20 protein-coding genes and 1 other RNA gene are annotated in these 21,484 nt (G+C 67.5%); 7 read left to right on the top strand and 14 right to left on the bottom strand.

Features of this window, described 5'->3' with window-relative positions; genetic code table 11:
- Positions 1 to 60: 60 nt before the first annotated feature.
- From BGI51_RS12130 to BGI51_RS12120, 3 genes are read left to right on the top strand one after another with little or no spacing between them, the layout of a single operon-like run.
- A complete protein-coding gene (locus BGI51_RS12130; RefSeq protein WP_187978486.1) occupies positions 61 to 1,041 on the top strand; it encodes a Bug family tripartite tricarboxylate transporter substrate binding protein in 981 nt (326 codons plus the stop codon).
- A gap of 49 nt (positions 1,042 to 1,090) precedes the next feature.
- Complete coding sequence (locus tag BGI51_RS12125; RefSeq protein WP_187978485.1) at positions 1,091 to 1,549, top strand: tripartite tricarboxylate transporter TctB family protein; 459 nt, start codon at positions 1,091 to 1,093, stop codon at positions 1,547 to 1,549.
- Between the two features lies 1 nt (position 1,550).
- On the top strand, positions 1,551 to 3,059 hold the full coding sequence (locus tag BGI51_RS12120; protein WP_187978484.1) for a tripartite tricarboxylate transporter permease: 1,509 nt from the start codon (positions 1,551 to 1,553) through the stop codon (positions 3,057 to 3,059).
- A 62-nt stretch (positions 3,060 to 3,121) separates the two neighbouring features.
- Here the strand turns inward: BGI51_RS12120 and BGI51_RS12115 are convergent.
- The 8 genes from BGI51_RS12115 to ppc form a co-directional block, all read right to left on the bottom strand.
- Positions 3,122 to 3,213: non-coding RNA, sX9 sRNA (locus BGI51_RS12115), on the bottom strand.
- Between the two features lie 60 nt (positions 3,214 to 3,273).
- Positions 3,274 to 4,056: a class I SAM-dependent methyltransferase gene (locus BGI51_RS12110; protein ID WP_187978483.1), complete on the bottom strand. Its 783-nt coding sequence runs from the start codon at positions 4,054 to 4,056 to the stop codon at positions 3,274 to 3,276.
- A gap of 31 nt (positions 4,057 to 4,087) precedes the next feature.
- Complete coding sequence (locus BGI51_RS12105; protein ID WP_187978482.1) at positions 4,088 to 4,789, bottom strand: extensin-like domain-containing protein; 702 nt, start codon at positions 4,787 to 4,789, stop codon at positions 4,088 to 4,090.
- 107 nt (positions 4,790 to 4,896) lie between these two features.
- A complete protein-coding gene (locus BGI51_RS12100) occupies positions 4,897 to 5,754 on the bottom strand; it encodes a DUF72 domain-containing protein (RefSeq protein ID WP_187978481.1) in 858 nt (285 codons plus the stop codon).
- Positions 5,754 to 6,113, bottom strand: a complete 360-nt coding sequence (locus BGI51_RS12095) for a hypothetical protein (protein WP_187978480.1) — start codon at positions 6,111 to 6,113, stop codon at positions 5,754 to 5,756. The genes BGI51_RS12100 and BGI51_RS12095 overlap by 1 nt, the downstream gene beginning before the upstream one ends.
- Before the next feature lie 137 nt (positions 6,114 to 6,250).
- On the bottom strand, positions 6,251 to 6,934 hold the full coding sequence (gene tsaB, locus BGI51_RS12090; RefSeq protein WP_187978479.1) for a tRNA (adenosine(37)-N6)-threonylcarbamoyltransferase complex dimerization subunit type 1 TsaB: 684 nt from the start codon (positions 6,932 to 6,934) through the stop codon (positions 6,251 to 6,253).
- A 138-nt stretch (positions 6,935 to 7,072) separates the two neighbouring features.
- Positions 7,073 to 7,720: an adenylate kinase gene (gene adk, locus BGI51_RS12085; RefSeq protein WP_133862967.1), complete on the bottom strand. Its 648-nt coding sequence runs from the start codon at positions 7,718 to 7,720 to the stop codon at positions 7,073 to 7,075.
- Between the two features lie 190 nt (positions 7,721 to 7,910).
- Positions 7,911 to 10,547, bottom strand: a complete 2,637-nt coding sequence (gene ppc / locus BGI51_RS12080; RefSeq protein WP_187978478.1) for a phosphoenolpyruvate carboxylase — start codon at positions 10,545 to 10,547, stop codon at positions 7,911 to 7,913.
- A 163-nt stretch (positions 10,548 to 10,710) separates the two neighbouring features.
- Here ppc and BGI51_RS12075 point away from each other — a divergent pair, with 163 nt between their 5' ends.
- The 3 genes from BGI51_RS12075 (at position 10,711) to BGI51_RS12065 (ending at position 12,563) form a co-directional block, all read left to right on the top strand.
- The gene (locus BGI51_RS12075) at positions 10,711 to 11,046 is read left to right on the top strand and encodes a pilin assembly protein (protein ID WP_133862969.1); all 336 of its coding nucleotides are present in this window, start codon (positions 10,711 to 10,713) and stop codon (positions 11,044 to 11,046) included.
- A gap of 266 nt (positions 11,047 to 11,312) precedes the next feature.
- Positions 11,313 to 11,744: a DUF4398 domain-containing protein gene (locus tag BGI51_RS12070; protein WP_007161972.1), complete on the top strand. Its 432-nt coding sequence runs from the start codon at positions 11,313 to 11,315 to the stop codon at positions 11,742 to 11,744.
- A gap of 45 nt (positions 11,745 to 11,789) precedes the next feature.
- Complete coding sequence (locus BGI51_RS12065) at positions 11,790 to 12,563, top strand: OmpA family protein (protein ID WP_133862971.1); 774 nt, start codon at positions 11,790 to 11,792, stop codon at positions 12,561 to 12,563.
- A gap of 59 nt (positions 12,564 to 12,622) precedes the next feature.
- Here BGI51_RS12065 and BGI51_RS12060 read toward each other — a convergent pair whose 3' ends face one another.
- From BGI51_RS12060 to msbA, 5 genes are all read right to left on the bottom strand, one after another.
- A complete protein-coding gene (locus BGI51_RS12060; RefSeq protein ID WP_252977069.1) occupies positions 12,623 to 14,125 on the bottom strand; it encodes a helicase HerA-like domain-containing protein in 1,503 nt (500 codons plus the stop codon).
- A gap of 50 nt (positions 14,126 to 14,175) precedes the next feature.
- Complete coding sequence (gene hldE, locus BGI51_RS12055) at positions 14,176 to 15,603, bottom strand: bifunctional D-glycero-beta-D-manno-heptose-7-phosphate kinase/D-glycero-beta-D-manno-heptose 1-phosphate adenylyltransferase HldE (RefSeq protein WP_187978477.1); 1,428 nt, start codon at positions 15,601 to 15,603, stop codon at positions 14,176 to 14,178.
- A 90-nt stretch (positions 15,604 to 15,693) separates the two neighbouring features.
- Positions 15,694 to 17,109: a PIG-L deacetylase family protein gene (locus BGI51_RS12050; RefSeq protein WP_187978476.1), complete on the bottom strand. Its 1,416-nt coding sequence runs from the start codon at positions 17,107 to 17,109 to the stop codon at positions 15,694 to 15,696.
- A gap of 1 nt (position 17,110) precedes the next feature.
- On the bottom strand, positions 17,111 to 18,007 hold the full coding sequence (locus tag BGI51_RS12045) for a GNAT family N-acetyltransferase (protein ID WP_187978475.1): 897 nt from the start codon (positions 18,005 to 18,007) through the stop codon (positions 17,111 to 17,113).
- Complete coding sequence (gene msbA / locus BGI51_RS12040; protein ID WP_187978474.1) at positions 18,001 to 19,812, bottom strand: lipid A export permease/ATP-binding protein MsbA; 1,812 nt, start codon at positions 19,810 to 19,812, stop codon at positions 18,001 to 18,003. The genes BGI51_RS12045 and msbA overlap by 7 nt, the downstream gene beginning before the upstream one ends.
- Positions 19,813 to 20,060: 248 nt before the next feature.
- On the opposite strand from msbA, the gene BGI51_RS12035 reads away from it, so the two are divergent.
- Positions 20,061 to 20,657 (top strand): serine acetyltransferase, encoded by a 597-nt coding sequence (locus tag BGI51_RS12035; RefSeq protein WP_187978473.1) that lies wholly within the window; start codon positions 20,061 to 20,063, stop codon positions 20,655 to 20,657.
- Here BGI51_RS12035 and BGI51_RS12030 read toward each other — a convergent pair.
- Complete coding sequence (locus BGI51_RS12030; RefSeq protein ID WP_187978472.1) at positions 20,632 to 21,471, bottom strand: hypothetical protein; 840 nt, start codon at positions 21,469 to 21,471, stop codon at positions 20,632 to 20,634. The genes BGI51_RS12035 and BGI51_RS12030 overlap by 26 nt on opposite strands.
- Between the last annotated feature and the right edge of the window lie 13 nt (positions 21,472 to 21,484).

Here is a 21,484-nt window from a genome sequence, read left to right as displayed (position 1 = left end):
GGCGAGCCTGAGCCGTGTCCGCCTGTCAGCTTCTGAAATAACAACAAAAGGAAGACGTCGATGAGCACCACCTTGCGCACCCTCACCCTGACCCTGGCCGTCTCCATGCTGCTGTCCGCCCAGGCCATGGCCGAACCCAAGCGTCCCGAATGCATCGCCCCAGCCTCGCCGGGTGGTGGCTTCGACCTGACCTGCAAGCTGGCCCAGAGCGGCCTGGTGGAAGCCAAGCTGCTGGACAGGCCCATGCGCGTGACCTACATGCCCGGCGGCGTCGGCGCGGTGGCCTACAACACCGTGGTGGCTCAGCGTCCGGCGGATGGCGACACCATCGTCGCCTTCTCCAGCGGTTCGCTGCTGAACCTGGCCCAGGGCAAGTTCGGTCGCTTCGACGAGAAGGCCGTGCGCTGGCTGGCGGCGGTGGGTGCCAGCTACGGTGCCATCGCGGTCAAGGCCGATTCGCCCTACAAGACCCTGGGTGATCTGGTCGAGGCGCTGAAGAAGGATCCGAGCAAGGTGGTTATAGGTTCCGGCGGCACCGTCGGCAGCCAGGACTGGATGCAGACGGCGCTGATCGCCAAGGCCGCCGGCATCAATCCCAAGGACCTGCGCTACGTGGCCCTGGAAGGTGGCGGCGAGATCGCCACCGCGCTGCTGGGCGGCCACATCCAGGTCGGCAGCACCGACATCTCCGACTCCATGCCCCATGTCGAGGCCGGCAACATGCGCCTCCTGGCGGTCTTCGCCGAGCAGCGTTTCGACGAACCGGCGATGAAGGACATCCCCACCGCACGTGAGCAGGGCTACGACATCGTCTGGCCGGTGGTCCGCGGCTTCTATGTCGGCCCGAAGGTCACCGACGAGCAGTACAACTGGTGGAAAGCCAGCTTCGACAAGCTGCTGGCGTCCGACGACTTCGCCAAGCTGCGTGATCAGCGCGAGCTCTTCCCCTTCGCCATGACCGGTTCCGAACTGGACGCCTATGTGCAGAAGGAAGTCGCGCGCTATCGCGGCATGGCCAAGGAATTCGGCCTGATCCAGTAACAGAGCCCCCGCCCCTGGCGCCCCTCCGGGCGCCTTCGAGGATGTCGACATGATCTTCCAACGCGCCTTCATGGCGGTCTGGCTGGTGGCCGGACTCGTCATGCTGTTCATCGCCCGGGATTACCAGGCGCCCTTCTCCTACGAACCGGTCGGTCCGCGGGCCTATCCGATGCTGATGTTCGGGCTGATGAGCCTGGGCCTCGCCTATCTGATCATCCGCCCCACGCCGATCGGCGATGGCGAAGACCAGAAGCCGCTGGACGCCTCGTCGCTGCGCAAGGTGGTGGCCTGCTGCGTCATCCTGCTGGGCTACGCCCTGACCTTCCAGCCGCTGGGCTTCCCCTTGAGCGCCTTCCTTACCGCCACCCTGTGCGGCCTGCTCTATGGCGGTCGCCTGATGCCCTGTGCCCTGGTCAGCCTGCTGCTCTCGATAAGTCTCTATGTGCTGTTCGACCGGGTGATGGAAGTCCCCCTACCCCTTGGCGTGCTGGAATTCCTGGAAGGCTGACATGGAAACCTTGAATTTTCTGATGCAGGGCTTTGGCGTCGCCATGACGCCGACCAACCTGATCGTGGCGCTGATCGGCACCCTGATCGGCACCGTGGTGGGTCTGCTGCCGGGTCTCGGGCCGATCAACGGCATCGCCCTGCTGATCCCGGTGGCCTTCGCCCTGGGCCTGCCGCCGGAGACGTCGCTGATCCTGCTGGCGGCGGTCTATCTGGGCTGCGAATACGGCGGCCGGATCTCTTCGATCCTGCTGAACATCCCCGGCGAAGCCGCGACCATGATGACCTGTCTGGACGGCTATCCGCTGGCACGGCAAGGGATGGCGGGCGTGGCCCTGTCGCTGTCGGCCTGGAGCTCCTTCATCGGTGCCTTCATCGCCACCTGCGGCATGGTGCTGTTCTCGCCGCTGCTGGCCAAGTGGGCGATCGCCTTCGGTCCGGCGGAATACTTCGCGCTGATGGCCCTGGCCATCCTCAGCCTCTCCGGCATGGCCGCCGAGAAGCCGGTCAAGACCCTGGTCGCCGCGCTCTTCGGCCTGGCCATCGCCTCCGTGGGCATCGATGCCAACAGCGGCGTCTATCGCTTCACCTTCGACAACGTGCACCTGGCCGACGGCATCGACTTCGTGATCCTGGTGCTGGGGCTGTTCTCGGTGAGCGAACTGCTCCTGCTGCTGGAGCAGACCCATCATGGCCAGGTCGCGGTTAAGGCCACCGGGCGCATGCTGTTCAACGTGCGCGAAGCCCGCAGCGTATTCATGGTCAACATGCGCAGTTCGGTGAGCGGCTTCATCATCGGCGTCCTGCCAGGTGCTGGCGCGACCCTGGCCAGCGCCCTGGCCTACACCACCGAGAAGCGTCTGGCGGGTGCCGATGGCAAGTTCGGCAAAGGTGACCTGCGTGGCCTGGCCGCGCCGGAAACCGCCATCGGCGCGGCGGTGTGCGGCAACATGATTCCCATGCTGACCCTGGGCATCCCCGGCTCGGGCACCACCGCGGTGATGATCGGCGCCCTGACCCTGTACAACATCACCCCCGGCCCGCTGCTGTTCCAGAACGAGCCGAATCTGGTGTGGGGCCTGATCGCTTCGCTGTTCATCGCCAACGTGATGCTGCTCATCCTCAACGTGCCCATGGTGAAGATGTTCACCAAGATCCTCGATGTGCCGAACTGGTCGCTGGCCCCGGCCATCGCCATCATCACCGGCATCGGCGTCTACGCGGTGCACGCCACCACCTTCGATCTGGTGCTGATGGTCTGCGTGGGCATCTTCGGCTACATCATGCGCAAGCTGGACTTCCCCCTCTCGCCGCTGCTGCTGGGCTTCATCCTCGGCGAGCTGATGGAGACCAGCCTGAGACGCGCGCTGTCGATCTCCAACGGCGACGTGGGCATTCTCTGGCAGAGCGGCATCAGCCAGGTCATCTGGATCGTCTGCATCCTGATGGTGGCCCTGCCCTTCTACCGGGCCTGGCGCAAGCGTCGCGCGCCCAAGCCCGCGACCGTCTGAAGTCGGTGACACCAGCGCCCGCGGCCGGAGTCCTTCCGCCCGCGGGCGTTTTCGTTCAGGGCGGCTAAAAAAACGTAGCGAGCGGCTGTCAGGCGGGTGCGCGCGGCGCGCAGGAACCGCACCGGGCTCGCGCACGAGTGTACGAGCGGTACATGAGGATTCCGAGCACTGCACGCGCCCGTCTGGCGGACGCGCAGTAGGGTTGTTAGCTGCTCTAGGAGGACTTGAAGCTCTTCTTCGGATAGATGTCGTAGCGGCTGGATTTGCCTTCCAGCACATAGCCCGGCTTCACCCCCTCGATGGCCGGCGCCTTGCGCGGGCGCTTGACCACCACCCGGTGACTGGCGAGGGCCAGGGCCGCGGCCAGCAGTGCCGGGGCGTCCAGGTCGTCGCCCACCAGCGGCCGGAACAGGCGCATCTCCTTCTTCACCAGGGCGCTCTTGTCGCGGTGCGGGAACATGGGATCCAGGTAGATCACCTCGGGCGCCTCGCCTTCCCCGCCTTGCAGGTAGGCGGTGGAGTCGGCCTGCACCAGGGTCATCAGGGCGGCGATGCCGGCCGCTTCATGATCCCGCGCGGCGCGGGCAAGGCCGTCTTCGAGCAGGGCGGCGATCAGCGGCTGGCGCTCGACCAGCGTCACCGTGCAGCCCAGGGTCGCCAGCACGAAGGCGTCGCGGCCCAGACCCGCGGTGGCGTCGAGCACGCGCGGGCGCACGCCGGGTCCGACTCCGACCGCCTTGGCGATCATCTGGCCGGCGCCACCGCCGAACTTGCGCCTGTGCGCCGCCGCGCCCTCGACGAAGTCCACCCGTACCGGACCCGGTGCCTCCGGGCCGCGCTGCACCAGTTGCAGGCCCTGAATACCGACCTGCAGGGCGAATTCCTCGGTCGTGGCGGTGCCCAGGGGCAGGTCAAGGCGCGCGGCCCAGGCAGCGGCGGCCTCGGTGAAGGCGGGTTCCAGGGCTTCGACGATAAGCGCGGGGCGGGCGGTGGACATGGGCGACTCGCTGGCGAAAGGACCGGCCATTCTACCGGCAGACGCGAAAGCCACCCATGTCGACATGGAAATGATCGCGGTGCGCCGCGTTGTAGTCCGGTCCCAGGGTGGTATTGAAGGACCGGCAAGCCCCATCGCGTACCAGCCGCAGGAAGCGTTGGGCCTGGGGATCGCCCTTCCAGTCCCGCGTCACGCTGATGCGGCGGCCATCGGCCAGGCGCAGTCCGGCGATGTCCAGGGCGTTGGCCGCGGCGTGCTGACTGCGCCGGCCGCTGGCGCGGCCATAGATGTTGCGGCAGGCAAAGCTGCCATAGTGCTCCACCTCGGCCACCCGCTGGCCATAGACGGCTTCGGCCGCCGGCTGCAGGGCCTGCCGCTCGAACAGCGCGAAGCTGACGGCCAGGGGACAGCTGGCGAGGAAGCTGCCGCTGAGTCTTACCCCTTCGCCGCGCTGGATGCGCACCGTCCGCTCCAGCGGGCAGTCGGCCGAACCGGCATTGCCACGTAATTCGCGATAGTTGAGCGCCGAGGTGGCCAGGGACGCCGCGCAATAGTCGGCATCGGCCTGCAGGCGCCAGAGCTTGAGTCGGGTGACGGCAGTGGTGGGTGCCTGGATGTCCAGCGGCACCCAGGGGTTGTAGGCAGGCGGAATGCGCAGCCAGCCCTGGTCAAAGGCGGTGTGCAGACCGCCATAGAGCAGGATGACGAGACCGAGCAGGTGTCTGGCTTTCATGCGGCGCGCCGAAGGGGATCGTCAAGCGAGAGACTTCATCTGACCGGAGCGGACCACGGGAATGCCGGCGAAAACGTCGCCAAACGTATCGCGGTGGACGGCGCGGACTAGAGCAGGCCGAGTTGTTCGGTATCGGCGGTGCTCAACTCGGGCAATGCGGGCAAGCAGGACAGGCGCTCGCGCAGCTGGGCGTGGAATCTCAGGGCCAGCTCGGGCGCCTGGCGGTTGTCCGGGGTGTGCAGGAAGACATAGGGCACCTTGCCCGCCTCGATCCAGTCGGCTACCCGGGTGACCCACTTGGCCAGGTAATAGTCGTTGGCAGCGAGCTCCAGGCGGCCGATGAAGCGCACCTGGGGATGCTCGCTGAATGCCAGGGCACGCGCCGGTACCCGCGGTTTCTTGGCCTGGGCCAGGCGCACGGCCGGCTCGCTCGGATCGGCGCTGAACAGGGCAGCCGAATCCAGGCCGACGCGCTCCACGCCCAAGTCCATGAGCAGGCGGTTCAAGGCCCGCTCGGACTCGCCCTTGTCGAAAAAGGCCAGGTGCCGGACCTCCACGGCCAGGGCGCAACGCGGCGCCATGGCCGAGAGAAAGACCTGCAGTTCCTTGAGCCGATCGGGCCCGAAGCCGGCGGGCAACTGCAGCCACAGCGGACTGGCCCGCTCGCCCAGGGGCGCCAGCAAGTCGAGAAAGGTGCGTGCGCTGGCGAGTTGCACGCGCAGATCCTCGGCATGGCTGATGTCGCGGGGAAACTTGGCGCAGAAGCGAAAGTCGGCAGGCATCAGCTCGGCCCAGCGGCGGATGGTGTCCGCCGCTGGCCAGGCATAGAAGGTGGTATTGCCTTCCACGGCATTGAACACCTGGGCGTAGCGCGGCAGGAAATCACCCGGGCGCAGGCCGTGGTAGAGGCTTTCACGCCAGGCGTTGTCGCTCCAGGAAGGGCAGCCGAGAAAGTACGGCAGCATCAGGCGTAGAGATCGAGGCCCACGACGCTGGAGGAGCCGTCCGCCTCGGCGCCGAGGGCGGCGGTGCTGCCGTAGCTGGCCAGCGCCTGTTGCGCACGCGCGGTGAGCTGACTGGCGAAGCGCCCTTCCCGCTCGCTGAGCACCAGGCCATTGCCACCGCCGTTGCCGGTATCGGTTGCCCCGGTCGCCTCGACGCGGCGGACGGGCGCGACGTCGGACCGGGAATTACCCGTGGCCTCGCGGGCGATGGCGTTCTGACGGGCGTCCTCGTCCTTCGCCACCTCGCGTACGGGCGTGACCGCGCGCGAGGAACGATTCAGGGGATAAGCAGAGGAGGAATAGCCGCTGTCAATGCGCATGGCAGGTCCCGAACGGATGGCACTACTCTAAGTAGGGTCGAAAGCTATGACAATCAAGGGCCGGACGCCCGTCGCGACCGGCGGACGAGCGGCATACATAGCTTGGACGTCAGACTATTACGTCGGGTTTCCTGACGTCAGACCGACTGCTTGGGAGTGGCGACCCGATCACGCAGATAGACGGGTTGCGCCGCTTCGGATTCGGCCGACACGGCTTCGCCGCGCTGCCAGGCCGAGGCCGCCAGCACCGCCAGATCCTGCGCATGGGGCAACAGGCTGGCATCCCGCTCGATCAGGGGCACGGCCATGCGATCGCCGTAACCCCACCCGGTGCCGGCACCGAACCAGTCGCCGGTGGCGGCAGCCGGCAGGACGACGGCTTCGGGGGCCAGCACGGCTTCCGTCCCCGCCAGCACCATGGCGTCGCCGGCGAGGCGATAGCAACCCCAGTAGACCTCGTCCATGCGCGCATCAATGGCCGCGGCCACCTGGGTCACGCCACGCTCGCGCCAGGCGCGCTGGGCGATGATCGCCAGATTCGACACCGGCAGCACCGGTCGCTCCAGACCGAAGGCCAGGCCCTGCACCACGCCGATGGCGATGCGCACGCCGGTGAAGGCGCCCGGACCGCGACCGAAGGCGATGGCGTCCACCTGCGCCAGACTCAGACCGGTCTCGGCCAACAGCTCCTGCACCATGGGCAGGACCCGCTGGGCATGCAGGCGTGGCGCGATCTCGTAGCGATGGATGATCTCGTCGCCCAGATGCAAGGCGACCGAACAGGCTTCGGTGGCGGTGTCGAGGGCGAGCAGGATGGACATGGGGGCGAATCCGCGACGAGGAAAAGGGCTGCGCATTCTAGAGGAAGACGGGACGCGAGGGGACCCGCCCATCGGTCATGACGCCAGGACGGCGCCTTGACCGGACCGCCTGCAGGCACAGGCGGCCGTTACCGGCGTTTAGTTCAGGGCCTGCAGCACCTTGGCGGTGATGGCATCCACCGAACCCACGCCCTCGATGCGGCTGCACTTCGGCGTGCCCTGGGCGGCGCCCAGCTTCTGGTAGAAATCCACCAGCGGCTTGGTCTGGGAATGATAGAGGTCCAGACGCTTGCGAATGGTGGCTTCGCGGTCGTCTTCGCGCTGTACCAGCGGCTCGCCGGTCAGGTCGTCGGTGTCGGCGACCTTCGGCGGATTGTGCTCGACGTGATAGACGCGGCCCGAACCCGGGTGCACGCGGCGACCGGACAGGCGCTGGACGATTTCCTCGTCGTCGACGGCGATTTCCAGCACGTGGTCGATCTTGACGCCCGCGGCTTCGAGGGCCTCGGCCTGGGGAATGGTGCGCGGGAAGCCGTCGAACAGGAATCCCTTGGCGCAATCGGCGTCGAGGATGCGTTCGCTGATCAGGGCGATGATGATCTCGTCGGAGACCAGGCCGCCGTTGTCCATGATGTCCTTGACCTGCAGGCCCAGGGGCGTGCCGGCCTTGACCGCGGCACGCAGCATGTCGCCGGTGGAAACCTGCGGAATGCCGAATTTCTCAGTGATGAACCGGGCCTGAGTACCTTTGCCGGCACCGGGCGCTCCCAGCAGGATTACGCGCATCTGTTGCTCCTTAGAATGGTCTCGGACTGGCAGCCCGCGCGGGGCGCTGTCGCGATGATTGTTGTCGACGACACGAGACGGCCAAAGGGACCAACCATACACAGCGCCCCCTGGCCGCACAAGTTACCAAGCGTCGCAGGTGCCGGGGCCGTCCAGACGACGGCGGACCCCGGCAAAAGCGACAGTCTGTTCAACCGGTATTGCGCAGTCCGGCGGCGATCCCGGCCACGCTCACCAGCAGGGCCTGATCGAGTGCGGCCGGCTGGCTTTCGCCCGCCGCTCGCGCGCGGGCCAGCAACTCGATCTGCAGCAGATGCAGCGGATCGAGATAGGTATTGCGCACGGCGATGAACACCAGGGTTTCCGGATGGTGCTCGAGCAATTCGGCCTGTCCGGTCAGGCGCAGGACCGCCACCCCGGCCTGGCGCAGCCGCTCGCGCAACTGGCTGCCGAGCACCTGCAGATCGGCTTCCACCAGGCGTTGGTCATAGAGCCGCGCCAGTTCGGCCTCGGCCTTGGCCAGCACCATTTCGAGCATGTCGATGCGCGTCTGGAAGAACGGCCAGCGCTCGCGCATCTCGCGCAAAAGCGGCGATTCGCCACGGCGCTCGGCTTCTTCCAGCGCCCTTTCCCAGCCGAGCCAGGCCGGCAGCATCAGCCGGGTCTGGGTCCAGGCAAAGATCCAGGGGATGGCCCTGAGGCTTTCCACGCCGCCTTCGCGGCGCTTGGCCGGGCGACTGCCCAGGGGCAAGCGGCCCAGCTCCTGCTCGGGCGTGGCCTGCCGGAAATAGCTGACGAAATGCGGATCCTCGCGCACCACCCCGCGATAGGCCTGCAGGCTGTCGCGGGCCAGGCGATCCATCTGCTCGCGCCAGGCCGGCTCGGGTGCCGGTGGCGGCAACAGGGTGGCCTCCAGCACGGCGCCCAGGTACAGCGCCAGATTCTGCTCGGCGATGGCTGGCTGACCGAACTTGAAGCGGATCATCTCGCCCTGTTCGGTGGTGCGGAAGCGCCCGGCCACCGAGCCCGGCGGTTGCGAGAGAATGGCCGCGTGAGCCGGGCCACCGCCACGCCCCACGGTACCACCGCGGCCATGGAACAGCAGCAACTCCACGCCACGGCTGGCGCAGATGTCCACCAGGGCTTCCTGGGCACGGTACTGGGCCCAGGCCGCAGCAAGAGTGCCGGCGTCCTTGGCCGAGTCGGAATAGCCGATCATGACCTCCTGGGGACCGGCCAGACGCTCGCGATAGTCGGGCAGATCGAGCAGGCTGGCGATGGCCGTGCCGGCGTGATCCAGATCGTCGAGGGTCTCGAACAGCGGCACCACGCGCATCGGCTGGCGCACCCCGCACTCGCGCAGCAGCAGCTGCACGGCGAGGACGTCGGATGCGGCACCGGCCATGGAGATGACGTAGGAGCCCAGGGCATCGGGCGGTGAGGCGGCGATGACGCGGCAGGTGGCGAGCACCTCCCGGGTATCGGCCTCCAGCTCGGCGTCCAGCGGCAGCAGGGGACGCCGGCTGCCGAGTTCGCCGCGGAGGAATTCCAGACGCTGCGCCTCGCTCCAGGCGGCATAGTCGCCGAGGTCTAGGTAGCGGCAGATATCGGCCAGGGCCGCGGCATGGCGCGCGGCGTCCTGGCGGATGTCCAGGCGGACCAGATAGAGACCGAAGGTGCGGGCCCGGCGCAGGGTATCGAGCAGGGAGCCGTCGGCGATGACCCCCAGGCCACAGCGCTGCAGGGAGTCGTAGCACAGCTGCAGCGGCGCGATCAGCTCGGCGTTGTCGCTGAGGACATGGCGGGCGCCGGCATGGGGATCGGTGATGGCATGGGCTGCCCAGCTGCGGGTGATCTGCAGCCGTTCGCGCAGCACCTTGAGCACCTTGCGATAGGGTTCCGGGTGATCGCCGGCCTGCTCGCGCAGGGCCGGACTCGCCGCCTGCATGGACAGCTCGGCGGCGAGCCGGTCGACATCGCGCAGATAGAGATCGGCGGCCATCCAGCGCGCCAGCAGAAGCACCTCGCGGGTAATGGCGGCGGTGACATTGGGATTGCCGTCGCGGTCGCCCCCCATCCAGGACGAGAAGCGCACCGGCGCCGCCGTCAGCGGCAGCCGCTGGCCGGTGCGTTCCTGCAGGCCGGCATCCAGCTTGCGCAGCAGACTGGGTATCGCCTGCCAGAGCGAATTCTCGATCACCGCGAAGCCCCACTTGGCTTCGTCCACCGGCGTCGGGCGCTGGCGGCGGATCTCTTCGGTGTGCCAGGCCTCGGCGATCAGCCGGCGCAGCCGTGCCTCGATGGCGGCCACCTCGGCAGCGGTGAGGTCGCGATGATCGAGGGCCGCCAGTTGCGCACTGATCTCGTCGTATTTCTGGATCAGGGTGCGCCGGGAGACCTCGGTGGGGTGAGCGGTCAGCACCAGATCGATGTCCAGCGCCGCGACCCGCTCGGCCAGCGCCTGGCCGGAGTGCCCGGCCGCGCCCAGACGCTCCAGCAATTCCGGCAGCACCTGCTGCTCGAAGGGTGGCGGCTCGTCCTCGGTGCGCCGTCTGACCCGATGATATTCCTCGGCGATGTTGGCCAGGTTGAGAAAATGGCTGAAGGCCCGCGCCACTGGCAGCAGCTCGTCTTCGGCCAGGGTATCCAGGGTGTCGCCCAGTTGGCGGGCACCCTCCGCGGAGCCGCCACGGGCGGCCTTGGCGCCCTTGCGGATCCGCTCGATCTTGTCGAGAAAGGCCGCGCCATGCTGGTCGGCGATGGTCTGCCCCAGCAGATCGCCCAGCAACCGCACCTGCTCGCGCAGGCGAACGTCGATTTCCACCATCTCGTGCTCCTCGAAAGTACCGGTTCGGACCTCACGGCAACCGCTGCGGTCTAGCGCAGAGGACAGCACCCTGCTGTCACGGTTGCAAGCCCCGGCTGTTGCAGGGTGCCCAGCCTCGCTCAACCTGAATATCCGACCTTTGCCTAAGCCACGGGAGATGCTCATGAAGATTCGCGAACTCGCTCACCAATGGGAGCAGCAGGCCACCACCTCCGGCACCACCCGCAGCTACCGCCTCGACCTGGAAGTCGAGACCGCGGCCCGTCTCGAGGCGCTCTGCGAACTCTATCCCCAGCGCACGCCCGAAGCCCTGCTCGGCGAGTTGCTGGCGGCCGCCTTCGAAGAACTGGAAGCCAGTTTCCCCTACGTGCAGGGCGAGGAAGTGGTGGCCACCGATGAACTCGGCGACCCCCTCTATGCCGATGCCGGCACCACGCCGCGCTTCCTGGAACTGGCGCGCAAGCACCTGCATCGCCTGCAGTCCGAAACGGCCGGCTAGCCGCCGACCTGCAGCTTTACCTACGCCGCTACCGCTCTGCCAAGGGCCTCCGCGCATGGCGAAATTCGATAGCCAGTGAACATTTTTGCCGGATGAGCGGTCACAGAGTCAGACCGCAGCGCTGGACGAGGGCTGGTTACCAGTACCCGTCACGGCCCCTTGGGGACGGATCGGACTTGCTTCCACGTGCGGCTTTCAACTGACCAGGCGCCCGCCCTGCCCGTGCCGGCGGCGCGCTTTTCGGATCAACAACGGAGCTTGAATCCATGAAGAGTGCCACTGCCCAAAAGTCCCTTTCCAAAGCCTGCACCCTGAAACTTGCAGCCCTTGCCCTGGGCAGCTCGCTGTTGCTGGCCGGTTGCGCCGGCAATCCGCCGACCGCCCAGATGGCCGTGACCCAGTCCGCCGTCAACGAGGCGGTGAGCTCCGGTGGCAACCAGTTCGCCCCCATCGAGACCAAGTCGGCCCAGGACAAGTGGACCCAGGCCCAGACCGCCCTCTCCAACGAGAAGTACGACGAAGCCAAGCAACTGGCCGAGCAGGCCGAGTGGGATGCCCGCCTGGCCACTCGCAAGACCCAGGCCGCCAAGGCCGACGCCGCACTCAAGGATGCCCAGAACAGCATCCAGCAGATCCGTGAGGAAGGTCAGATCAACCTGCAGCTCCAGCAGAACCTGCAGAAGAAGGTCCAGCAGTAAGCGACCGCCCCTTTCCTCCCTTCACGAATTCAAAGGACGACCATCATGCGTAAACACATTCTGATCCCTGCCGTGTCGCTGCTCAGCCTGGCCCTGGCCGCCTGCTCCACGCCGCCCAACCCGAATCTGGAACAGGCCAAGTCCGACTACTCGGCGCTGGAATCCCAGCCTCAGGCCGCCCAGCTGGCCGCCCTGGAAACCAAGGACGCCGGTGCCTGGCTGCAGAAGGCCGAGAAGGCCTACAAGGACGGTGAAAACGAGAAGACCGTCGACCAGCTGGCCTACCTGACCAACCAGCGCATCCAGACGGCCATGCAGACCATCAAGCTGCGCATGACCGAAGCCCAGATGCAGAATGTCGATGCCGAGCGCACCCAGGCCCGCCTGGACGCCCGTACCGCCCAGCTCAAGCAGCTGCAGGACGCCCTGCAGGCCAAGCAGACCGAGCGCGGCACCGTGGTGACCTTCGGCAATGTGCTGTTCGACTTCAACAAGGCCGAACTCAAGCCCCAGGGCTACGCCAATGCCCAGAAGCTGGCCGAGTACCTGAAGCAGAATCCCGAGCGCAAGGTGATCGTCGAGGGTTATACCGACAGCGTCGGCAGTGACTCCTACAACCAGCAGCTGTCCGAGCGTCGCGCCCAGGCCATCCAGACCGCCCTGGTCAGCGCCGGTGTCGAGCCGAGCCGCATCCAGACCCGTGGCTATGGCAAGGCCTTCCCGGTGGCCAGCAACAGCAACGCCTCCGACCGCGCCCTGAACCGTCGCGTGGAAGTGACCATCTCCAACGATGCCAACCCCGTCGCCCCGCGCATGTAATGACTGCGTGAAGCTCAAGGACCCCGCCCAGGCGGGGTCTTTTTTTGCCTGCGGTCCGGCTAGCGGCGCTTGCCACCCAGCAGGGAGCCAAGCAACCCCCGAACCAGCTGCCGTCCGAGCTGATTGGCCGCCTGGCGAGCCGCGCTCCTGAGCGCATTTCCCGCGAGTTCGCCCACCAGATCGCCGAGGGCACCGCCCTGCCCGGCCTTGGTCCGTGCCGCTGCCGGCGCCTCCGCCGGTACCCGCTCGGCCTGACGCTCGCGCAGGATCTCGCAGGCCGATTCGCGATCCACGGCCCGGTCATAGCGACCTGCCTGGGGCGACTGGCGGATCAGCGCCTGGCGCTCGGCTTCGCTCAGCGGCCCGACCCGGGATTGCGGCGGGGCGATGGCCATGCGCTGGACCATCGCCGGCGTGCCCTTGTCTTCCAGGCTACCCACCAGGGCCTCACCGATGCCTAGCTCGGTCAGCACCTGCAGGCTGTCGAACGCCGGATTGGGCCGGAAGCCGTCGGCCACCGCGCGCAGGGCCTTCTGCTCCCGGGCGGTGAAGGCGCGCAAGCCGTGCTGGATGCGCAATCCCAGCTGGGCGAGGATGGCGTCCGGCAGGTCGCTGGGCGACTGGGTGACGAAATAGACGCCAACGCCCTTGGAGCGGATCAGTCGCACCACCTGCTCCAGGCGATCGCGCAGGGCCTTGGGGGTGTCGCCAAACAGCAGATGGGCCTCGTCGAAGAACAGCGCCAGCACCGCCTTATCGGCATCGCCACGCTCGGGCAGTTGCTCGAACAACTCGGCCAGCAGCCAGATCAGGAAGGTGGCATAGACCTTGGGCGCCTCGTGCACCAGGCGACTGGCGTCGAGCAGATGAATGCGTCCGCGGCCGTCGGCCTCCGGGCGCAGCACGTCTTCCAGCTGCAGCGCCGGCTCGCCGAAGAAGGCCTCGGCGCCCTGCTGTTCCAGGGTCGCCAGCCGGCGCAGCAGCGCCTGGGCCGAGGCGCCGGCGAACAGCGCGCGGTCTTCGCCCAGGGCCTCGGGCTGTTCGCGCAGGTGATTGAGGACGGCCTTGAGGTCCTTGAGATCGAGCAGCAGCAGGCCTTCGCGATCGGCCACCTTGAAGGCGGCGTGCAAGGCGGCCTGCTGGCTGTCGGTCAACTCCAGCAGATTGCCCAGCAGCAGCGGGCCCATCTCGCTCAGGGTGGTACGCAGCGGATGACCGCGTTTGCCGTCGACGTCCCAGAGGGTGACCGGATAGGCCCGGGGCTGGTGCGGCAGACCCTGGGCGGTGATGCGCTCGGCCAGCTTGCCCTGAGGCGCGCCGGCCGCGCCGAGGCCGCAGAGATCGCCCTTGATGTCGGCGGCGAAAACGGCGACGCCAGCGTCGCTGAAGGCTTCGGCGAGGCGCTGCAGGGTCACGGTCTTGCCGGTGCCGGTGGCGCCGGCGATCAGACCGTGCCGATTGGCCAGCTTGAGCGGATGACCGAGCGGTTGGCCCGCGTGCGGGGCGGTGTTCGGGTCGGCAGAAACGGCAGTACCAAGGATCAGCAGGGGCGTCGAGGACATGGCGCAGCTCCGTAGCGATTCTGCGCCCAGCTTAACCCGGGAGTCCGCGCTCAGGTACGGTTGCGGATCCGCTCGACGATGGCGGTGGTGGAGCTGTTTTCCACCAGGCCGAGGATGCGTACCTCGCCACCATAGGCCTGCACGATCTGGGCGCCGACCACCTCTTCGACGCTCTTGTAGTCACCACCCTTGACCAGCACATCCGGACGCACCTGCTCCAGCAGGCGCTCCGGGGTGTTCTCGCTGAAGGGGATGACCCAGTCCACCGCGCCGAGGCCGGCGAGTACCGCCATGCGCCGGTCGACGCTGTTGATCGGCCGGCCCGGGCCCTTGAGGCGGGTCACGGAGGCGTCGTCGTTGACCGCCACGATCAGGCGATCGCCCTGGGCCCGCGCCTGTTCCAGGTAGGTCACGTGACCGGCGTGGAGGATGTCGAAGCAGCCGTTGGTGAAGACGATCTTCTCGCCGTGGGCGCGGGCGTCCTCGATGGCCAGCTGCAGCTGTTCCAGGGTCAGGACGCCGCGCTCGGAGCCTTCCGAACGCTGCACCGCGCGCCGCAGCTCGGGGGCGCTGATGGCGGCGGTACCCAGCTTGCCGACGACGATCCCGGCAGCCAGGTTGGCCAGCCCCACGGCCTGGGGCAGGTCTTCACCGGCGGCCAGGGCAGCGGCCAGGGTGGAGATCACGGTGTCGCCCGCGCCGGTGACATCGAACACTTCGCGCGCACGCGCGGGCAGATGCACGGCCGGCTGAGCGGGACGCAGCAGGGTCATGCCGTGCTCGCCGCGGGTCACCAGCAGCGCCCCCAGATCCAGGCGCGCCATCAGTTCGCTGCCCTTGGCGACCAGCTCGGCGTCGTCGGCGCAGACGCCGACGATGGCTTCGAATTCAGAGAGATTCGGCGTGATCAGGCTGGCGCCGCGATAGATGGAAAAGTCCTTGCCCTTGGGATCGGCCAGCACCGGGATGTTGCGCGCCCGCGCCAGCTGGATGAGGGCCTGGTGATTCTTCAGGGCGCCCTTGCCGTAGTCGGACAGCACCAGCACCTTGACCCCGGCCAGCATGGCGGCGGTGTCCGAGGCCAGCGCCTGGGCATCGGTGTCGAAGGGCTCTTCGAAGTCGACCCGGATCAGTTGCTGATGGCGACTCATGATGCGCAACTTGACGATGGTCGGCTGCTGGGCGATGCGCTGGAAGCGCACCTGCACATGGGCCGCTCTCAGGCTGTCGGTGAGGGCATCGGCCGCTTCGTCCTGGCCGGTGACGCCGACCAGATAGGCCGGCGCGCCCAGGGCGGCGATGTTGAGGGCGACGTTGGCCGCGCCACCGGGACGATCCTCGTGCTGGTCGACGCGCACCACGGGTACCGGCGCCTCGGGGGAAATCCGCGAGGTGGTGCCGTGCCAGTAGCGGTCGAGCATCACGTCGCCGACCACCAGGACCGGCGCGAGATCGAAGCGAGGCATGGTCAGCTTCATAGGGACAGGCTCCAAAGCGCGAAAATGGCGGCGATCATAGCATAGGGGCCAAGGCGCCCCGAAAGCGCCTGCCGGCGGGAGACGCCGGGTTCAGAGCTCGTCGCGGCGGCTTATCCAGAACAGCTCGTGACGGCGTACGGCCTTGCGAAAGAACTCGTCTTCGCCGGTGCGCGGCCAGCGGCGTCCGGCCAGCAGCCACTGGATGGCCCGACGCAGGCGTTTCTTCGCCGGCAGCGGCACCAGCAGGTCGTGCTGCATACCCAGGGCCATGGCCTTGTCCAGCCGTCGCTCGGGGGTCAGCAGCGGACTCCAGGGCACCAGGGGCGCGGGCGTCTCGATGGCCGGCGGCAGGGCGATGCCGCCTTCGGCCGGGCCCATGGGCCAGCGGTCGTTGTCGTGCAGGTGGTTGGCGTAGAGCAGTTCGAGTTCGGGCTGCCACTGGCTCAACGTCAGGGCTTCGCGCAGGGCCTGGGTACTGGCCACGTGATCGGCATGGGGATCGATCTGCGGATGCGGCAGCACCACCACCTCGGGACGGAAGTGCTCCAGCAGGGCCACCAGATCGGCCACCAGATTGCGCCAGGTGGGGGCGCCGTCGACATCGCCGGGCAGTTGCAGGGGATTGTGGCGCCGGGCGCTATGCACATCGCTGTCGCCGGACTCGCGAGAGCCGAAGGTGTCTTCCGGCGCCTGGCGCATGGCCGGCAATTGCAGGCAGTAGTAACCCAACTGCACGCAGCGCTCCGGCGGTACCCCACCCCACAGCGGCGTGACCAGGCTGTCCCAGGTGCGCAGCCGCCCCTTGAGCCGGGCCGCGGCCTGGCGATCGAGGCCCAGGCGCTGATAGTGCCCGGCCTCGATCTCGCCCTGGGTCAGGGTGACGATGCTGGCTTCCCGCGCCTGGCTGTAGAGGCCGAACGCCGCCAGTTCGGCGTCGTCGGCGTGGGGCGCGATGACCATGACGCTCTTGCTGCGGAAATCCGGCTGGGCGAAGACGTGCAGACGCAACTCGCCCTGCAACCGGCAGAAGCGCGTCCAGAGGTGCAACTCGCCACGCCGCAGGGCTTCGGCGTAGCCACTGAGATTGACATAGCGCCGCCCGGCCACGCCGCGCTCGAAGTCCTGGCGATCGCCTTCGTCACCGGCGCGCAGGTGCACCCGGGGATCCAGCAGGCGACCAAGCCAGCCGGCCCGCAGCCGACCTTCCAGGAACAGCGTCAGCTCGCCCGGCGGCAATTCCACCGCGGCCAGTCGACCGTGCTCCAGATGCAGGCCCAGCACCAAGGTGTCGGCGGGGAACTGGTAGCTGTAGTTGTCGCGCGGCGAATAGAACAGGTGATCGGCGAACCAGGCCTCGTGGCCGAGCCAGACCAGCAGCGCCAGCAGCGGCGCGCTCCACCAGGGCCCGAGCGCCAGGCAACCGAGCAGCACGACGGCGATGACCGCCAGGACCAGCCGCTTGTGACGGCGGTGACGCTTGAGCAGGGTTTGTTTGCGGGCGGTCATCTCAGCTCTCGAAGACGGTGACGCGGTGGCACCAGCGGTCCTTGTAGTCGCGATCGGCACGGCCGAAGGAATAGCGCAACGCCTTGCCGAGGGCGCGGGCATCCTGCCAGGCGGCCTGGGTGTTCAGATAGGTGAGGACGCTGCCGGGACTCAGGTCGCTGGCAGCCGGATCGACACCGCCGTTGACGTATTCGACGCTGATCCATTCGGGCGCCTCCACCCGATAGAGCACCTGGATCGCCACCGGACGTTCGCCGAGCATGAGCAGCGAGCCGGTCATGAAGTCCCGCAGCAGGCCGAACACCTCGGCCAGCCGGGCCTTGCCCGGCACCTCGAAGCCCCAGCGCGCCTCGAACAGCTCGGCATAGATCCGTGCCTGCTCGGTGCTGTCCAGCTCGGCCATGGGGACCACGCGCCCACCGGCGTCTTCGAACAGGCGCTGCTCGCGACGCTGGTTGTAGCGGAATTTCTTCGACCAGGCTTCCGGCTCGCGGAGCATGGCCAGTTCTTCGCTCTGCCGGCGCAGACCGGCGAAACGCTCGTCGCACAGGGGCGACAGATAGCGGGCGCGCTGCCGCAGGGGCGCCGCGCTACCCGAGGCGGCGGGCAGGATGATCTCGGCGTTGCCCAGGTCGAACAGGGCACGCTGGCGGCGCTTCTTCAGCACCGTACGCGACAGCGCCAGCTCGCGCCCCCAGCAGGGCACCGCGGCCTGCAGGCCATCCGCACCAGGCCAGCCCAGGTAGCGCACCGGGATGCCGGCCAGTCCGGCCAGCCGGTCGACCACCTCGGGGTGGCTGGCGACGCTGCCGCCATGGCGTTGCCAGGCGGCGGCGTAGTCGGCGGCGGAAATGGTCGTCCAGCCGCGCTCACGCCAGAAACGGAATCTATTCAGCATTCGATCGTCGGCGCCGGCGGCACGACCTCCTCGAATTGCTTGGCGTGCAGGCGCGCATAGTAGCCGTTCAGCGCCAGCAGCTCACTGTGGCTGCCGCGCTCGACGATGCGGCCATGGTCCATCACCAGAATCAGGTCGGCCTTCTCGATGGTGGAGAGGCGGTGGGCGATCACCAGGGTGGTCCGGCCCTGCATGACCCGGTCCAGCGCCGCCTGGATGTGGCGCTCGGATTCGGTGTCCAGCGCCGAGGTGGCTTCGTCGAGGATCAGCAGCGGCGCGTTCTTCAGCAATGCCCGGGCGATGGCCAGGCGCTGGCGCTGGCCGCCGGAGAGCAGCACGCCGTTCTCGCCGACCTGGGTGTCGTACAGTTGCGGCAGGCGCTGGATGAATTCGTCGGCATAGGCCGCCTCGGCCGCCGCCCTGACCTGCTCCATCGGCGCCCCGGCCAGATCGCCATAGGCGATGTTGTTGGTGACGCTGTCGTTGAACAGGGTGACGTGCTGGGTCACCAGGGCGATGTGCCGGCGCAGGTTGGTCAGCCGATAGTCCTGGATCTCCAGGCCGTCGAGGAGGATCTCGCCCTGCTCGTGCTGGTAGAAACGGGGGATGAGGTTGGCCAGGGTCGACTTGCCGCTGCCGGAACGGCCCACCAGGGCCACCATCTGGCCGGGCTCGGCGACGAAGTCGATGCCTTCCAGCACCGGCTTGTCGGTGCCCGGGTAGCGGAAGGTCAGATTGCGCACCTCCAGCCGACCCTGGACGCGCTCGCGTTCTTCACGGCCTTCATCGCGTTCGGCGGGCTCGTCGAGCTGCTCGAAGATGCTTTCCGCACCGGCCACGCCGCGCTGGATGGTGGAGCTGACCTCGGAGAGCTGGCGGATCGGCTTGGGCAGCAGGCCGGCCATGGTGATGTAGGCCACCAGGTCGCCGGCGGAGGCTTCGCCGCGCAGCCAGAGCACCAGGAACATCAGCACCGCCATGGCGGAATAGATGACCAGCTGCAGCATGGGCGTATAGACCGCGCCGGTCTTGGTCATGGTCAGCTGCTTGTCGGTGTTGGCCAGACTGGAATCGAGGAAGCGCCGTTGCTCGTAGGTCTCGCCGCCGAAGCTGCGCACCACCCGATAGCCCTGGATGGCCTCGGAGGTGATGTGGGTGACGTCGCCCATGGCCGACTGGATCTTGCTGCTCTGCTTGCGGAACTTGCGACTGGCGCTGGTCACCATCAGGGCGATCAGCGGCAGGATGGCCACCATCACCAGGGTCAGCTTCCAGTTCATCCACAGCAGCGAGGCGAACAGGAAGACCACGGTCATGCCTTCGCGGATCACCACCTTGATCGCCTCGGTGGCGGCGCCGGTCACCATGGTGACGTTGAAGGTGATGCGCGAGATCAGGTGACCCGAGTTGTTGGCATCGAAGTAGCGATTGGGCAGGCGCAGCATGTGGTTGAACAGCGCCACCCGCAGGTCGTGCACCAGGCCGAGGGAGACCCGCGCCAGGAAGTAGTTGCCGAGAAAGGAACCGACCCCCTGCCAGGCGGCGATCAGGATGATCATCAGCGGCACCGCCTGCACCAGGTGCAGGCCACCGACGATGGGCCAGCCCGGGAACATGGAGGCGTTGGGGTTGTTCAGGCCATCGACGAAGTACTTGAGGATGCCCGCCAGCATCGGCTGGGTGGAGGCGAAGATCAGAAAGCCGACGATACTCAGGGCGAACATGCCGATGTAGGGCCGCACGTAGCCGAGCAGGCGGAAATAGATCTTCAGACTGGAGGTCTGCGCAGGGGAGTCTTGGCTCATGGTCTCGTCGTGACGCAAAAGCGCCATGTTAACACGCACCCGCCGCCGACCCAGCGGCGGGATTTTCCGCTAGGCTCTGCACGAAAAGTCGTCGAGCGAAGGTCAGGCGAGGCGAAAAAGGCCGAGGAAGCGGAGTCTATGAGCGGTAAATGAGCATTCCGCATGTCTTTTTCAACGAAGCATCACCGAGCGCAGACTCTTTTCGTACAGAGCCCAGGCTTGCCCTCCCCCGCCCCGGAACACCTATCATGCCGCCGCTGATCGCCACCTTCGCCGAACTCAAGGATTACTGGCGCCTGGAGGTGCTGGACGCACCCGGCAAGCCCTTGCGACTCAAGCGTCTGCTCCGGCGCGTCACCGCGGGAGAGAGTCCGAGCTTCCTGTTCTGGTATCGCCTGGCGCAATTCCTCTACTGCCGCCCGCGCGGCCTGCTCAACTACCGCAAGCTGGCGGAGCGGATCAATCGCCGGCTGATCCGTCGGCACAATATCGAGATCCTGCTGGGCGCCCGTATCGGCCCCGGGCTGCGCCTGCCCCATCGCATGGGTATCTGCGTGTCGAATCTGGCGGTGATCGGCCGCAACGTGATGATCCGCCAGCACACCACCATCGGCATCAAGAGCGACGATCCGGCGCAACTGGTCGGCATCTTCATTGGCGACAATGTCAGCCTTGGCGCCCACGTCTGCATCGTCGGCGACCACCTGACCATCGGCGACAACGTGGTGGTTGGCGCCGGCGCCCTGGTGATGCGCGACATCCCCGCCGACAGCCTCTACTACAGTCGCCACGAGGCGGTGATCCGTCCGCTGCCGGGCGCTACGCCCGGGGATGGCGCCCGCTGAGGATGGTCCGCAGCATCTGCGGCAGCACGCTGTACAAATACGGCCGATTGCCCAACAGCTGCCGCCCCAGGTAGCGCAGCACCTTGCCGCGCGAGGCGCCCTTGTAGTGCAGGCGCAGCAGCAGGGCGACATAGAACTTCTCGATGTCGCGAAAGCGCCGCTGGGCCGGGGTTTCCGCTTCCAGTTCGGACAGCGAATGGTCGAGGATGCCCGCGCAGCGCAGCGCCACCGGCTCGTCCCGCGCCAGCGCCTGCACCCGCAGGAAAAAGGACACGTCGACGCCATAGAGGGCGAAGCGCTCGTCGAAGACATCGCCGTGGCGGGCCGCAATACGCGCGGCCAGGCCCTGCGTCAGGCACAGGCCCGAACTGATGGTCACGGTGGCCTGGGGATCCAGGAGTCCCTCTGCGGTCACCACCGCCTTGTACTGGTGGGGATAGCGGATGGTGCCCGCCCCCAGCACCAGGGGTACCAGCAACTCGGCGTCCTGGCCAAGCGCCTGCAGAAAGCGCCCGTCCACCACGGTGTCCTGGTCGAAGATCACCAGGCGCTCGGCGCCCAGCCGCAGTGCCTGGTTGTAGACCCGACTCAGGGGCGGATTGCCGAGGTCTTCCTCGATCAGGACCGTCGTCCAACCCGGGGCCGCCAGCAGCGCCTGGCGCTCTGCGTCCTCCAGCGTCCGGGGGCCGTTGTTCCAGACCAGCAGGGCGCTGTCGGCCGGCAGGCTGGCAGGGGGCTGGGCCAGCAGGCTGTCGAGGGTGGCCGACTCCGCGGGACGCAAGCCATAGAGGACGACGAGAAAGAGCGTTCGCATGGACTTCCCTGGG

Origin of the sequence: Pseudomonas oryzihabitans, from assembly GCF_014522265.1 — a bacterium.
Taxonomy (GTDB): Bacteria; Pseudomonadota; Gammaproteobacteria; order Pseudomonadales; family Pseudomonadaceae; genus Chryseomonas; species Chryseomonas aestiva.
Note: the sequence above shows the minus strand (reverse complement) of the source record. Positions and strands in the feature narration are given on the sequence as shown.

Excerpts from the sequence above, each read along its gene's own strand:
- BGI51_RS12130 (WP_187978486.1), top strand. The coding sequence starts at position 61 with ATGAGCACCACCTTGCGCACCCTCACCCTGACCCTGGCCGTCTCCATG.
- BGI51_RS12125 (WP_187978485.1), top strand. The coding sequence starts at position 1,091 with ATGATCTTCCAACGCGCCTTCATGGCGGTCTGGCTGGTGGCCGGACTC.
- BGI51_RS12120 (WP_187978484.1), top strand. The coding sequence starts at position 1,551 with ATGGAAACCTTGAATTTTCTGATGCAGGGCTTTGGCGTCGCCATGACG.
- BGI51_RS12110 (WP_187978483.1), bottom strand. The coding sequence starts at position 4,056 with ATGTCCACCGCCCGCCCCGCGCTTATCGTCGAAGCCCTGGAACCCGCC.
- BGI51_RS12105 (WP_187978482.1), bottom strand. The coding sequence starts at position 4,789 with ATGAAAGCCAGACACCTGCTCGGTCTCGTCATCCTGCTCTATGGCGGT.
- BGI51_RS12100 (WP_187978481.1), bottom strand. The coding sequence starts at position 5,754 with ATGCTGCCGTACTTTCTCGGCTGCCCTTCCTGGAGCGACAACGCCTGG.
- BGI51_RS12095 (WP_187978480.1), bottom strand. The coding sequence starts at position 6,113 with ATGCGCATTGACAGCGGCTATTCCTCCTCTGCTTATCCCCTGAATCGT.
- tsaB (WP_187978479.1), bottom strand. The coding sequence starts at position 6,934 with ATGTCCATCCTGCTCGCCCTCGACACCGCCACCGAAGCCTGTTCGGTC.
- adk (WP_133862967.1), bottom strand. The coding sequence starts at position 7,720 with ATGCGCGTAATCCTGCTGGGAGCGCCCGGTGCCGGCAAAGGTACTCAG.
- ppc (WP_187978478.1), bottom strand. The coding sequence starts at position 10,547 with ATGGTGGAAATCGACGTTCGCCTGCGCGAGCAGGTGCGGTTGCTGGGC.
- BGI51_RS12075 (WP_133862969.1), top strand. The coding sequence starts at position 10,711 with ATGAAGATTCGCGAACTCGCTCACCAATGGGAGCAGCAGGCCACCACC.
- BGI51_RS12070 (WP_007161972.1), top strand. The coding sequence starts at position 11,313 with ATGAAGAGTGCCACTGCCCAAAAGTCCCTTTCCAAAGCCTGCACCCTG.
- BGI51_RS12065 (WP_133862971.1), top strand. The coding sequence starts at position 11,790 with ATGCGTAAACACATTCTGATCCCTGCCGTGTCGCTGCTCAGCCTGGCC.
- BGI51_RS12060 (WP_252977069.1), bottom strand. The coding sequence starts at position 14,125 with ATGTCCTCGACGCCCCTGCTGATCCTTGGTACTGCCGTTTCTGCCGAC.
- hldE (WP_187978477.1), bottom strand. The coding sequence starts at position 15,603 with ATGAAGCTGACCATGCCTCGCTTCGATCTCGCGCCGGTCCTGGTGGTC.
- BGI51_RS12050 (WP_187978476.1), bottom strand. The coding sequence starts at position 17,109 with ATGACCGCCCGCAAACAAACCCTGCTCAAGCGTCACCGCCGTCACAAG.
- BGI51_RS12045 (WP_187978475.1), bottom strand. The coding sequence starts at position 18,007 with ATGCTGAATAGATTCCGTTTCTGGCGTGAGCGCGGCTGGACGACCATT.
- msbA (WP_187978474.1), bottom strand. The coding sequence starts at position 19,812 with ATGAGCCAAGACTCCCCTGCGCAGACCTCCAGTCTGAAGATCTATTTC.
- BGI51_RS12035 (WP_187978473.1), top strand. The coding sequence starts at position 20,061 with ATGCCGCCGCTGATCGCCACCTTCGCCGAACTCAAGGATTACTGGCGC.
- BGI51_RS12030 (WP_187978472.1), bottom strand. The coding sequence starts at position 21,471 with ATGCGAACGCTCTTTCTCGTCGTCCTCTATGGCTTGCGTCCCGCGGAG.